This is a genomic window from Undibacterium sp. Rencai35W, from assembly GCF_049340185.1.
In the GTDB taxonomy this organism is placed as follows: domain Bacteria; phylum Pseudomonadota; class Gammaproteobacteria; order Burkholderiales; family Burkholderiaceae_D; genus Undibacterium.
Genome location: NZ_JBMPPC010000001.1, coordinates 85,548 through 99,026 on the forward strand (window position 1 = coordinate 85,548; position 13,479 = coordinate 99,026).

Below are 13,479 nucleotides of genomic sequence, written 5' to 3' on the forward strand. Positions count from 1 at the left end.
AGAGTGGTCGCGAATGTACGTTCGCTGACGTACATTCAGGCAGTTTGATCTGCGATGGATAACATCGTCATGATGCAATGAGAAAAGGTGCTTCATCCAAGAGTTTACCGGCGACTCATGTGGTCTATGTGTGGGTCTATTTGAGGGCTATAGTGAGCCTATGCCTTATGTGCGATAACGCACAGACTATATTGCCTTACGGAGAATATAGTTAATACATCTATACGGGATGTGTTATCTTGTTGGTCAGTTTTACAACTGCGCCATCCCCCCTGCCACACCTTGCTTCCCATTTCCTTTCATGACTGGAAACAGAATTTCCCTATGCCCAGTGCGCACGATCCCAATCAAAATCATCTGTTAGCGGCGTTGCTTGATGCCGAATATGATCGCCTCTCGCCTCATCTGGAATTAGTCCCGATGTTGCTGGGGGATGTTCTATACGAGTCCGGCGGCAAGATGCAGCATGTATATTTTCCGACGACCTCGATCATCTCGCTGCATTACTTGTTAGAAGACGGTGGCTCCTCGGAGATTGCCGGTGTCGGTAATGAGGGCGTGTTGGGAATTTCCTTATTTATGGGAGGCAATTCAACCCCAAGTCGTGCCGTAGTACAGACCAGTGGTCATGCTTATCGCCTGAAATCACCGATCTTGATGGAAGAATTTAATCGTGCCGGTCCTGTACTACGTTTGTTGCTACGCTATACCCAGGCCTTGATTACGCAGATGTCGCAAACCTCGGTATGTAACCGACACCACTCGGTAGAGCAGCAATTATGTCGCTGGTTATTACTGACATTGGATCGCGTACCGTCGAATGAACTCACTATTACGCAAGAGCTGATTGCAAATACCTTGGGTGTGCGTCGTGAGGGAATTACCGAAGCAGCGGGTAAGTTGCAGCATGCAGGCTATATCAGCTATCGCCGCGGTCATATCACGGTGGTTGACAGAGATGGCCTGGAAGATAAGGTATGCGAGTGTTATAGCGTGGTTAAAAAAGAGTTTGCCCGGTTGTTATCAGACGTAAAGCAGCGTTGAGTATGCCAGACCGCTTGTATCGGTGATCTGTTGCGATTGCGCGCACAGAACGAAGCGGAGCAGGAAAAATGATCACGATTATGGATCACGAATACGGACCACGATTAGGTTCAAGATACAGATTCACGATGTAAACGCCTTGCTGGCGTTACGGCGTTGCCGTCACCTTGTTTGAGCCGGGGTTAGTGCTCTTGTTATTGCTCTCATCAATGCTGTTTATGAAGCTTTAACGCAGTCATCAAGGTTAGGATGTATGGTCGCTTTCAATAAATTATCGGTCGAACGCTTAATGCTGATCGGTATCGGCATGACGCTCGCGGTAGTCTTTCTTATCGCAGGCATGGCATGGAATATCGCTCTGCCGATTGCTTCTTATTCCTCGGTAGAACATACGCGTGAAGTCGTCTCTCAATTTGATAAGCTGGGTTCTGAAATCAACCGGGCTGAGAATGGGCAATTGGCGTATTTTTTGACGAAGGAAAAAAACTTTCTCGCCGAGCGCGATGTCGCTGTGACGCAATTGACTTCTATCATTGCACAACTGCGTAGCCTGACAATCGATAATGCCAGTCAACAAGCCCGCATTGCTCAGATGGCGGCCTTGCTTGATCAACGTATTCAGATGTTGATGGCAAGTCAGGCTGCGTTTGATGCACAAGGTCTCTCTCCGGTACCAGGATTATTTAATAGCGAGCGGGATGTGTCGACTCATGTACGCACACTGACTGCTGAGGCCACGGCAGATGAGCAACAGTTATTAATTCTGCGTAAAGGCAGTGAATTATTACGACTCAAAGTGATGCTGGTCAGCATCGTTCTATTGCTGGGATTTTTGTTGTTGCTTGCAGTGCGTGTGCGGGGCGCGGTACGGGGACGTTCTGCGATGGAACAAGCATTGCAGGATGGCCGTCAATCTTTGCTGAAAGCGGAAGCTTTGCAAAATGCGATATTTAATAGTGCAAATTTTTCCGTGATCGCAACTGATGCACACGGGGTGATACAGATCTTTAATGTCGGTGCTGAGCATATGCTGGGCTATCAGTCCATCGATGTCGTGAATAAAATTACCCCATCGAGTATCTCTGATGAGGGCGAGGTAATTGCCCGCGCCGCAGCTTTAAGTGCGGCACTGGAAACTTCGATTTCACCAGGTTTTGAGGCACTGGTCTTTAAGGCATCACGTGGTATTGAGGATATTTATGAGCTGACATATATCCGTAAGGACGGTAGTCGTTTTCCGGCGATTGTGTCGGTGACTGCATTGCGTGATGAGTCTGACAGGGTGATTGGGTATCTGTTGATTGGTACGGACAATACAGCACGCAAGAAGGTTGAAGCCGAGCAGGCATTGCTGGATCAGCGCTTGCGGGATCAGCAGTTCTATACCCGGTCGCTGATTGAATCCAATATCGATGCACTGATGGCGACGGACCTGAAAGGTATTATCAGTGACGTCAATCAGCAGATGGAGGCATTGACCGGCTGCACTCGCGATGAGTTGATCGGCGTCCCGTTTAAAAATTATTTTACCGATCCTGAGCGCGCCGAAGCGGCGATTACCCGCGTACTCGGTGAAGGCAAGGTGACCAATTATGAATTGACCGCCCATGCCAAAGACGGAAAAGAAACCGTGGTGTCATACAACGCGACCACCTTCTATGACCGTGACCGTAATTTGCAAGGTGTATTTGCCGCGGCTCGCGATGTCACTGAGCGTAAGCAATTTGAGCATACCCTTCAAGAAAATAATGTAGAGCTAGAGAACGCTAGAGCTGCGGCTGAGAAGGCAAATCTTGCTAAATCCGAATTTCTCTCCAGCATGAGCCATGAGTTGCGCACGCCGCTCAATGCGGTGCTCGGGTTCGCACAATTGATGGAATCTGAGACGCCGTCACCGACGCCTGCACAAAAATTATCGATTGATCAGATCTTGCAGGCGGGCTGGTATTTGCTTCGCCTGATCAATGAAATCCTGGATCTGGCGATGATTGAGTCCGGCAAAGTGACCATGTCGCACGAGTCAATGTCACTAACGGATGTATTGCAGGATTGCCGTTCTATGATGGAGACGCAGGCGCAGAAGCGCCATATTCAGATGACGTTTCCCGATGTTGAAAATTTGTTTTATGTGCATGCGGACCGTACCAGGGTCAAGCAGGTGCTGATTAATCTCTTATCCAATGCGATTAAATATAATCGTGATTACGGAGCGGTCATTGTCCAATGTCAGCTCAATGGCGAAAACAGAATCCGTGTCAGCGTCCGTGATACCGGTACCGGTCTGGCGCCTGATCAGCTCTCGCAATTATTTCAACCGTTTAATCGCCTTGGCAAAGAATCAGGTGGTGAAGAGGGAACCGGCATCGGCCTGGTAGTGACGAAGCAATTAGTTGAACTGATGGGCGGTACGATCGGTGTCGATAGTACGGTTGGCGTCGGATGTACATTCTGGTTTGAATTGGCCGCATCGAGCGCGCCTAAGCTCGTGTTCGGTGAAATGGGCGAAGGCAGCCGTGTCGCGCCCGCACCAGAATCACTAGTGTATGACGCTACGCCTGTTCAGCGCACTTTACTTTATGTTGAAGATAATCCGGCTAACATGGCCTTGATCAAGCAATTGATAGAGCGTCGTAAAGACCTCAAGTTGCTAACGGCAACCGATGCGCATCTGGGCATACAATTGACACGTACCTACCAGCCGGATGTGATTTTGATGGATATTAATTTACCCGGTTTAAGTGGTTATGGCGCACTGAAAATCTTGCATGAGGACCCGGGTACAGCACATATCCCTGTCATGGCATTGTCCGCTAATGCGATACCGCGCGATATTGAAAATGGCTTGAAAGCAGGATTTTTCCGTTATCTGACCAAGCCGATCAAGGTCAATGAGTTCATGGACTCGCTGGACATCGCCTTACATTATGCAGCGGAGCATCGTCCATCCAGCAAGCGATCTGATTTATTGAGATCTGATTCATGACGATTTGACTAATGACGAATTAAATTATGGCGAATTAATTCATGACCACATGCAGAGAGCCATTGCAGCCGGTCTCTGTAGTAAAGAACACATAGAACATCATCGATTTTTGGAAGCCCCTCATGTTACAAGCAAGCGAGATCCTTAACGCCCGTATCCTTATCGTCGACGACCAAAAAGCCAATGTCATGCTGCTGGAGCAGATGCTCATCAGCCGCGGCTACGCCAATATCACGTCGACCATGGATCCGCTTACTGTGTGCGACAAGCACGCAGAGCATCGCTACGATCTGATTCTGCTGGATCTGCAGATGCCGGAGATGGATGGGTTTGAAGTGATGGAGTCGTTAAAAAAAATCGATACCGATAGCTATCTGCCGGTACTGGTCATTACCGCTCAGCCTGGGCATAAACTCAAGGCGCTACAGGCCGGTGCCAAAGATTTTGTCAGTAAGCCGTTTGATCTGGTTGAGGTGCAAACTCGTATTCATAACATGCTGGAAGTACGTTTGCTGTACCGCAAGCTGGAGAACTACAACAAAGTCCTGGAGCAAACCGTCATGGAGCGCACCGCTGAACTGCGTGCCAGTGAAGCACGGTTTAAAAGCTTCACAGAATTATCGTCTGACTGGTACTGGGAGCAGGATCCCCAGGGGAATTTCACGAGCATCTCTGGCCCTGTGTTTGAGATGCTGGGGATTGATGCCGACGATATGCTGGGCGAAAGTCCCAAAGCACTGGCAGGCTGGAACGCGGCGGAACGGGCGCAATTAAATTCAAACATCGCCAGCCGCCGGCCGTTTCTGGATTTTGTTTATAGTCGTACGAATGTCGATGGCAGCATCCAATATCTGCAAGTGAGCGGCGAGCCGATGTTTGACACGGGGGGGCGGTTCACGGGGTATCGCGGTATTGGCATGGATGTCACGCATCGCATGCGGACTGCATCGAAATAGGGTTTTCTAGCAGTGTCATACCTTTTTCTTACAATCTTTTGCCATCTCTTTTCTTGAGCGGACGATAGAATCTGGTATCAGATTTTTATTCTCCATAGACATATACTCCTTGCTAGTATATTTTTTATACCTATACAAATAAAGCGGTATGGGCACTATTTTATCTAGTTAGTAGGGGAGTATATGTATTCGTCGTCACTCCTGGTAACCTAATTATGCACAGACACACTACCTACTAATGCGCTATTTAAGGGCTGCTCTGGGGCGGTAAATTTTACCCGGTGTCGGTGCCACAGGTTTGACGCGCGCATCCGCTAATAATTGTGTGCAGCCGCTATCGGCCTCAGGGCTGACGTTGATCAGCGGCAGTAGCGCAGCAACAGGTGCAGCCGCTGCCAGCGCCAGCGCACCGCCTGCTCTCAGCGCCAGTACGCCTTTGTCGATGGTGACCTTAGGTTCTTTAAAACTGCCATGTACATAAAGTGGCGCTCTGAGCGAAAAAATACGCAAACCTTTACTATTCGGCTTGATCGTCAGATCCAGTTCTTCTTGCGTCATATTGATGGTGCCGTTGACATCCAGAATCGCATCATCGGTGTCAATCACAAAGGTCCTTGTTTGCATTAAACCATTGGTGACGCTGAAATCGGTCGCCATGCAATTGAGCCTGACCTGCTTATCTCCGGATAAATAAGTGAGGGCGACATTGCCGATATTTAAGCCCATCTGCTCAAGCAGACGTTTGCTGATACTGCCGTGATTGATCAGTGTCTTTATTTCGCCATTTGATGCGCCGAGTAAACTCGCAACAGAGTTACCTGTTGCTGATAAAGATGCATCGCCATTAATCTCCCCCACGCTAGCCTGTAGTGGTTCCAGGCCCGGGAATAATTGCTTGAGCTTGAGATGACGGGCGCTGACGGTCATGAGCGCTTTAATCGCGGCGGCATCTGTTTTGCCGCTGCCGTCAAGGCGGATATTCGCATTGAGTGTGCCACCGGCGACGTCAAAACTCAGTGGTGCGAGCGTCAATATGCCATCCTGAAGTTGCAAGCTCGTTGCCAGATGAGTGACCGGTAATTCTTTGTCGCGAATAATTTTTTCGGCATTGAACTGAATTTTTGCATCGACGCTGGTCCAGCGGTCGGTCTTGAATTTTTCGACGGGTAAGACTTTGCCGGAAGGTTGATTCGCAATCACACCACGTTCCACTTTGCTGCGATTGGAGTCAGCGCCGATCAGTGGCCCCAGATCCGATAACTGCAATAGATGCGAGACGATGGTGCCAGTCAGCATCGGCCGGCCGAGTGATCCCGACCGGGTTTGAAAATCGAGCGAACCTGCAATATCGCTGGAGCCGACCTGACCTTTGAACTGCTCATAGATCCAATGCTGGCTGTGTTTGCCCAACGTGCCCGTCAAATGTCCCTCGGTAGTAAAGGGCGGCGTCTCCGGCATCACGATGCCGCTGAGTGCGTACAGTTGCGCCATGCTGCTTGCCGCGACTTTTAAACGCATATCAACAGCGGCCAGATCGGTCGGTTTGGTGAGTGTCCCCTCAACAGCAATCATCGTTGTGCCGACATGTAAAGTTGCCCTCAGTGGATAAGGCGTAGTCTGCTGTTGTAAGGACAGAATTGCACCGGCTTTGCCTGTTCCCTTGACGGACTCACCGTTGAACTTGCCGTGTAGCGTCCAGCTTACGCCGTATCCCGGATCGGTATTAATGGTATCGATCTCTGCAAAGATCTCAGCATGTTGAGTGTCGTCAGTTACGTGTACGTTGCCTTTGGTGAAGATCACGCGACCGATATTGATTGTCCAGCCAGAGCCTTGTTCGTTATTCGGCAGCGTCCAGTTGTTTCTACCATCTGCATGGCGTAACAGATAGACCGAGGGCGCATCGAAACGTAGCAGCGGGATCGCAATTTTTTTGTCCAGCAATGCCAGCGGATTTAATGAAAAAGTAAACTGGCCGATAGTCGCCATGTCATCCGGCGTTAATGCGATATTCGTTGCCGAAGTTGCCTTGCCGGGATGTCTCATGCTTACCGGATTGCCGATGTGAATATCATTAGCGATCAGGTGCGGCCAAGGGATCACTCCACGCCAGTTTTGTTCTACTTCCGGACCTGCAATCTGCCGGTCCCAGGTCAAACTTAAGTCGCCATGAATTACAAATGGACGCCCTAATGCCTCGCTGACGCGTGTGTTGAGCCAGGGCCTGGCCCGGTTCCAGTCCAGATGTGTGAGCACGATCAGCATCACAACAGGGAGTGCGAGCAAGCCGATAACGAAAATGAGTTTGTTACGTGATATCGGCTTCATTACAGGTAAGCAGGGAGATTGATGGCTCTGCTCAGACTCATCAGGCTAATCACCACCATTTGCATCCCCATGGCGGTTGCCATCAGACGTGGTAACACAATGACGGTTGCGTGATTCATCAGCAAAGTAAGCGGTGAAAAAATAAATAGAATCGGCATGATGACAGACTTTCGGTGTTTGGTTTAGTGACTTCTAGTTGCTACGTTAGTTACTACGTTAATCACTATTGAGCGCTGGTATTTACAGGCGACTGAATATAGCGTTTTGCTGAGATCAGCATACGCAAGACGATGCTTGTGGTATGTGCGTTGGCGTACTCAATCCTGTTACATCCGGCGCTAGTCGATGCCAGCGGATGCGCCTGAATCGTTGATGGCGATGATGCTTAATTCAAGTTTTTAAAAATCGAACTTATGTGCGTCAGCGTACCGATCTTGCTAGCTATACCGCCTATAACGATGGACATCGAGGTCACAAACTCGCTCGATTAATCGTTCACTGGAGAGAAATTATGAATAAAAATGCCAACTTATCACTCGCAGTACTAGCCGCAGCTACGCTGGTATTCATTGCAGGTTGTAGCAGTATGAAAACACCGGCGACGGCTAATGTCGCCGTCTCTAAAGCCGCGGTAGAGAACGCCTCAGGCGCTGGTGGCGCAGAATTTGCGCCAGTTGAAATGGCATCGGCCCGCGACAAGATGGCGCTGGCTAATAAAGCGATGGCGGCAAAAGATTACAAACTGGCCAATGACCTCGCAACACAGGCACAGGCCGATGCCAAGTTAGCCCAGGGCAAAGCGAACTCCTCTAAAGCGCAAGCCGCCGCCGATGCCTTGCAGGATGATATTCGTGTTCTACGCGAAGAGTTAATCCGCAGCAGTGCTAACAAATGATCATCCATTCACTACATTGATACCAGTGCCATCATGCATTAATCGATTGCCGGTTGACCTGTAATCACGTTTGCATCGCACTCTCTTTGCAGACACATTTATTTCGACAAAATTAAAAGGTATTCCCATGAAAAAAACACATTTCACTCCTGTACTGTTAGCGATGGCAGTATTTATCTCTGCTTGTAGTTCTATGCCAAAGACAACCAGTCTGCTAGATCAGACACGCAATGATTACGCTGCGGCACAGAGCAACCCTAAAGTAGCGAGCTATGCACCACTGGAAATGAAGCAGGCAACTGAGGCATTAGATCAGGCCAATACAGCCGCAAGCAATAAAGACAATGCAGAAAAAATTGATAAGCTCGCTTATGTTGCCAAGCAAAAAATTGCTTTGACTATAGAAGTTGCAAAACAAAAATCTGCGGAGGCTGACGTCGCGAATGCGGGCAAAGAACGCGACCAGATCCGTTTAGATCAACGTACTAACGAAGCGAACCAGGCAAAAATCAGTGCTGATCAGGCGAAGCTCGCCGCACAGATTGCGCAGGGCGAAACAGCTGATGCACAGCGCAAAGCACAGATGGCACAGGACGAGGCTAATGCGGCACAGCGTCAGACGCTGGATGCTCAGGCACGTGCCACGCAGTTGGAAGCACAGCTTGCCGATCTCGCTGCCAAAAAAACAGAACGCGGCATGGTCATTACCTTGGGTGATGTCTTGTTTGGCACTGATATGTCCCGCCTGAATCCTGATGGCATGCGTACGGCAAAAAAACTTGCGGATGTATTGCAGCAGAATCCTCAGCGCACCGTATTGGTAGAGGGGTTCACTGATAGCACAGGTAGTGCTGCACACAATCAGCAACTATCAGAACGTCGCGCCACTGCGGTACGTAATGCTTTGCAGGAAATGGGTATTGCCGGTGATCGGGTAGCGCTGCGCGGTTATGGTGAAGCCTTTCCGGTAGCTGGTAATGCAACAGCACAAGACCGTCAACTGAATCGTCGTGTTGAGATCGTATTGTCTGACGCCAGCGGCAAAGTAGCGCAACGCAATTAAACCGGTTCAGACGATTCGAATTAACAGCAGTAGTAAATAAGGGAGTGACATCATGCACGACATAAAACACAGCAGTCATGCTGGCCTCGATACGGCAGCCATCCGTGATGCGGCAAAAAATCTGGATGACGGCGCAGTGACGGTGGGCTACCAGGCAGACCGTAAAGAAATTATTGACATGCTGAATGGTGCACTGGCGACCGAGTTGGTCTGCGTATTGCGCTACAAGCGTCATTACTACACGGTCAGCGGTTTGCAGAATGGTCCGGTTAAAGCGGAGTTTTTGCAACATGCCATGGAAGAGCAAGCACATGCTGATTTGCTCGCAGAGCGTATTGTTCAGCTGAACGGTAGTCCGGATTTTAATCCCGCTACCTTAATCGAGCGCAGTCATGCTGAATACGATGACTCCGGCAGCATCCAGTCGATGATTAAAGCCAATCTGATCGCAGAACGCATCGCTATCGAAGCCTATCGTCAGATGATAGAACGTATCGGCGAAAAAGATCCGACAACGAAGCATATGCTGATCGGGATCATGGCAATGGAAGAAGAGCATGCTGATGACATGCGTGACTTACTTGTGTAATTCGACATAACTTAAATAAATTCAAAAAACTTACACTTACTCAAAGTAATTTGAAGCAAGGCTATCAGTAAAAATTTCTGGCTTGCGATATACCGAAAAATTTCGCTATACCGCAGGTCAGATAAACCCAATTACCTCAATCACCCGGATAGGACACATTATGTTGGAATCAAATATAAAAGCAGTGAACAACGACGTTAAAGTCTTGCTCAAGGACTCACAAGCGCTGTTCGTCGCGGCCGCCACATTGAGCGGAGAGAAAGCAGAAGAGGCCCGCACCCGTGCAATGCAGATGCTAGATGCTGCTCTGGCGAAAGCGCATGAAGTGCAAACCAGTGCTATGGTCAGAGGCCAGGAACTGGCAGCATCTACTGATCACTACGTCAAGGAAAATCCTTGGTGTGCGATTGCCACGGCAGCCGGTGTTGGTTTGTTGTTAGGAATGGTAGTCCGCAAGAAGTAGGGCTCAGGCTCATAGATCGACACTGGTCAATAGCAACATTAGTTGGATTGACTGGTGACTTTTGTTTTGTCTTGCCAATATTGATGGTATAGATGACATGGAGAATAACGCGCTTGCCTGGCGCTTTTTTTTCGCAGAAATAATTACAAGAAAATTTCTTTCAAGGATGATGTTCACTGGCGATAGTCAATGCTTTCAATGAGCAGTGCTATAAATTCATGGTGCAGTCAGTCCTATCAATTTTTATCAAACCCCGTCAATCCATATCGTGTCATCAATTCAGTCACGGCATCTGCAACATCCTCGGCCAGATCTGGCAGTAACTTAACTTGATGATAAATCAATCTAAATTAATATAAATCAATCTGAATCAATCAGCGTAAGTCAGACGTGATGACTGATATTCATAACGAACGGATCCGCATATTGCATGTTCAGTGCACTGCTTGCTGCCGCACATATTCGGCACGCTTCATCTCAACATACTCATTCTGTTCCAGTTCATGGAGCTGGCGTGGGTATTTCTCTGTTGCTGAATGCCAGCTGAGCAGGCGCTTCTCTAGCTGGGTGTCCTGGGCGCTATTGGCTGCACTCAGGTAGCTGTCGATCGCCAGATAGTAGCGCATGGTATTGCGTTCCATCAGGCCACGTACGCCGCTGATGTAGTCTGGTTGTCCGTCCGCTTTTTTACCAATCACGGTGAATCCTACTTTGCCATGTCCTACGGTGGCGAGATAGGTTTGCATTGCAATACGACCTGTGAGACTTACCGAATAGGAGTAGGTGAGGTGCATGAAGGTTTTTGTTTTTGACAGCGCGACAGCTTCGAGGATGATGCGGTAATCATTGGTGCCCAGCGGGCCTTCATCGGCATTGAGTTTTACTTGCAGGTAATCGGATGTTGCTGTAGCGAGCTGATAATTGAACTCGACTCGCGTGGCGTCAGCCAGATCTTCGGGTACTTTTTTGCCGATATAAATTCGCAGTGCAGTTGCCGGTGTGTCACTACCCGGATTTTTGATGACATGGCAGTATTTGGTATTGATGTGCAGGTGCATGATATCGCACCAATGCTCTGGATTATTGAGCCCGGCTGTGACCGTCGCTATCGGGTAATTGATGACGGCATAGATATCCCCTTTTAAGCGATTATCTATTTCTGCAGATTCTAAAACGAGTGGGCGGTTAAATTGATTTTGCTTGAGTTGCGGTTCGACTGCCGCATACTTTGCCTGCATGATCTTGACTGGATCTGATGCGTTGGGATCGTTGTCTGCGCTTGCGCTGGGGGTGGCGACGATTGCGATGAATAGCGTCGCCAGCGCGATGCTCAGATATTGCATCGATGGTACCCACTGTCCTTGTTTAATACCTTGCATTGCAACTCCATGTATCCGTTGGGACTGCTTGTTGTGGCTGAGATGTTCAGTTTTCGTCTGATATTTCTGGCTGACTATTTTATGCTCTTCATTGGGCTATAACCAATAGGCGAGACTGCGTGCAGCCCACTCCTTCAGTTTGTCGCTGACGGGGCGTTTTTCCCATTCTTGCGGTGTAATTTCGATAGAGTAGCGCAAGTCCTCTATGAAGCTTGCTTCCATGGCTTTGCCAAAATCCTCTCCAAATACGACAACGTTAATTTCATTATTATGCAGAAAACTCCGGGTGTCGATATTGGTTGATCCCACCGTGGCCCAGGCCTGGTCGATGACGGCAGTTTTCGCGTGCAAGACGGCAATTTGGAGCTGATAGATTTTGATGCCGTTAGCTAGCATCTCGGAATAAAAAGACTGCGCAGCATGAAATACCAGGCCGCTGTCTGTGACGCCGGGCAAAATGATTTTTACGTCGACACCGCGCTGACTGGCGTCACTCAAAGCGCGCAAGATTTGAGCATCCGGTACAAAATAGGCGCTGGTAATGTGGATACTTTGCTTTGCCTCTTGTATCGCCAGAATATAGGCTTTATAAATTTCATGATGACTATCGGGCGCGCTGGCGAGTACGCGTACCAGCTTATCCCCTACCTCGTGTAATGGCGGAAAAAAATCGCTGTCAGTTAATTCGGGCGCTTTTTGGCTGATCCAGTTATTGATAAAGACCCATTGCAAGGCTGCGACTGCGGGGCCTTCAATTTTGATGTGAGTATCACGCCAGCCGACGTTCGTGTCGCGTCTGGTTTTGGAGCGGAATAAAGAACTGTTCGCGTACGCCGCACTGATGTTGACGCCGCCGGTAAATGCAACCATGCCATCAACGATCAGAATTTTTCTATGGTCACGGTTGTTGGGCTCCCATGGACCAATCAGTTTGACTGGATTGACAGGATTAAATGCGAGCAAGTGAATTCCGGCAGATTGCATCCTGTCAAAGAAGGCTTGTGGTGTGCCTATGGTGCCTACGCTGTCATAGATGATGTTAACCTGTACGCCAGCGTTTTGCTTGGCGATTAATAAATCAGCGAAGCGGATACCGAGTTCGTCCTGATCGAAAATATAGGTTTCCAGGTTGATATGATCTTTAGCGGCATTAATAGCCTCTGTCATAGCAGCCATGGTCTGGGGACCATCGTAAAGCAGAGTAACCTTATTGCCAGCGATCAGAGGGCTGCCGGTAGCGGCTTCTTCGAGCGCTGCGAGTGCCACAATATTGGTATGCGAATTACGCCAGCGTTTGGTAAGTAAGGCCGAGGTTTTTTTACTGCTCAGAGTACCTTGCGCATTGGTGACAGTCGGGCTGGCAGGTGCTGACAAGGTGGAATTTAAATAACGAACTTCTGGCAGTGACGCGCAGGCACTTGCTATGGCGCTGAGGATGATGATGCTCAGCATGCGGATTGCATGAACATAAGGCGAAGCAAGATAAGTCTGAGTAGTGCGTTGCATACTTGCTCCGGCTGAACCTGTTAGGTGGATTATATTGAATGATAGGACTTACGCAAACACTAAAACCTTTTGCCATATAGGCAGATAGGCACATAGGCAGATAGGTAATAAGATACTGAGAGAAATCAGGAGTAGGTGGTTCCGCTACATATCGGTTGAAGGGTTTTTGAAAATTCTTCAAACAACTCCGCAAGCTGAATGCGCCTGTTGGCACGAAATGCCTTTGAAAGCCGCATCCAGCCTGTGGGTTCAATGTGAGAAGTTCCCCTGTGA

At 48.9% G+C, this 13,479-nt stretch carries 11 protein-coding genes; 7 read left to right on the forward strand and 4 right to left on the reverse strand.

All coding sequences use genetic code 11. The features are described 5' to 3' along the window. The first annotated feature begins 324 nt into the window (after positions 1 to 324). From ACO0K3_RS00375 to ACO0K3_RS00385, 3 genes are all read left to right on the forward strand, one after another. Complete coding sequence (locus ACO0K3_RS00375) at positions 325 to 1,044, forward strand: Crp/Fnr family transcriptional regulator (protein ID WP_422980877.1); 720 nt, start codon at positions 325 to 327, stop codon at positions 1,042 to 1,044. 253 nt (positions 1,045 to 1,297) lie between these two features. After that, the gene (locus ACO0K3_RS00380) at positions 1,298 to 4,027 is read left to right on the forward strand and encodes a PAS domain S-box protein (RefSeq protein ID WP_422980879.1); all 2,730 of its coding nucleotides are present in this window, start codon (positions 1,298 to 1,300) and stop codon (positions 4,025 to 4,027) included. A 122-nt stretch (positions 4,028 to 4,149) separates the two neighbouring features. Further along, complete coding sequence (locus ACO0K3_RS00385; protein WP_422980881.1) at positions 4,150 to 4,983, forward strand: response regulator; 834 nt, start codon at positions 4,150 to 4,152, stop codon at positions 4,981 to 4,983. 243 nt (positions 4,984 to 5,226) lie between these two features. Here the strand turns inward: ACO0K3_RS00385 and ACO0K3_RS00390 are convergent, their stop codons facing one another. Then, on the reverse strand, positions 5,227 to 7,311 hold the full coding sequence (locus ACO0K3_RS00390; RefSeq protein ID WP_422980883.1) for an AsmA family protein: 2,085 nt from the start codon (positions 7,309 to 7,311) through the stop codon (positions 5,227 to 5,229). Continuing rightward, positions 7,311 to 7,469, reverse strand: a complete 159-nt coding sequence (locus ACO0K3_RS00395) for a hypothetical protein (protein ID WP_422980885.1) — start codon at positions 7,467 to 7,469, stop codon at positions 7,311 to 7,313. The genes ACO0K3_RS00390 and ACO0K3_RS00395 overlap by 1 nt, the downstream gene beginning before the upstream one ends. 353 nt (positions 7,470 to 7,822) lie before the next feature. On the opposite strand from ACO0K3_RS00395, the gene ACO0K3_RS00400 reads away from it, so the two are divergent. The 4 genes from ACO0K3_RS00400 (at position 7,823) to ACO0K3_RS00415 (ending at position 10,321) form a co-directional block, all read left to right on the forward strand. After that, on the forward strand, positions 7,823 to 8,206 hold the full coding sequence (locus ACO0K3_RS00400; RefSeq protein WP_422980887.1) for a DUF4398 domain-containing protein: 384 nt from the start codon (positions 7,823 to 7,825) through the stop codon (positions 8,204 to 8,206). Between the two features lie 127 nt (positions 8,207 to 8,333). Then, the gene (locus tag ACO0K3_RS00405; protein ID WP_422980889.1) at positions 8,334 to 9,269 is read left to right on the forward strand and encodes an OmpA family protein; all 936 of its coding nucleotides are present in this window, start codon (positions 8,334 to 8,336) and stop codon (positions 9,267 to 9,269) included. Between the two features lie 52 nt (positions 9,270 to 9,321). After that, the gene (locus ACO0K3_RS00410; RefSeq protein WP_422980891.1) at positions 9,322 to 9,858 is read left to right on the forward strand and encodes a ferritin-like domain-containing protein; all 537 of its coding nucleotides are present in this window, start codon (positions 9,322 to 9,324) and stop codon (positions 9,856 to 9,858) included. 160 nt (positions 9,859 to 10,018) lie between these two features. Continuing rightward, positions 10,019 to 10,321: a DUF883 family protein gene (locus ACO0K3_RS00415; RefSeq protein ID WP_422980893.1), complete on the forward strand. Its 303-nt coding sequence runs from the start codon at positions 10,019 to 10,021 to the stop codon at positions 10,319 to 10,321. A 434-nt stretch (positions 10,322 to 10,755) separates the two neighbouring features. Here ACO0K3_RS00415 and ACO0K3_RS00420 read toward each other — a convergent pair whose 3' ends face one another. Further along, complete coding sequence (locus tag ACO0K3_RS00420; protein WP_422980895.1) at positions 10,756 to 11,700, reverse strand: hypothetical protein; 945 nt, start codon at positions 11,698 to 11,700, stop codon at positions 10,756 to 10,758. A gap of 96 nt (positions 11,701 to 11,796) precedes the next feature. After that, positions 11,797 to 13,206, reverse strand: coding sequence for a cardiolipin synthase (cls, locus tag ACO0K3_RS00425; RefSeq protein ID WP_422980897.1), 1,410 nt, complete (start codon positions 13,204 to 13,206; stop codon positions 11,797 to 11,799). Between the last annotated feature and the right edge of the window lie 273 nt (positions 13,207 to 13,479).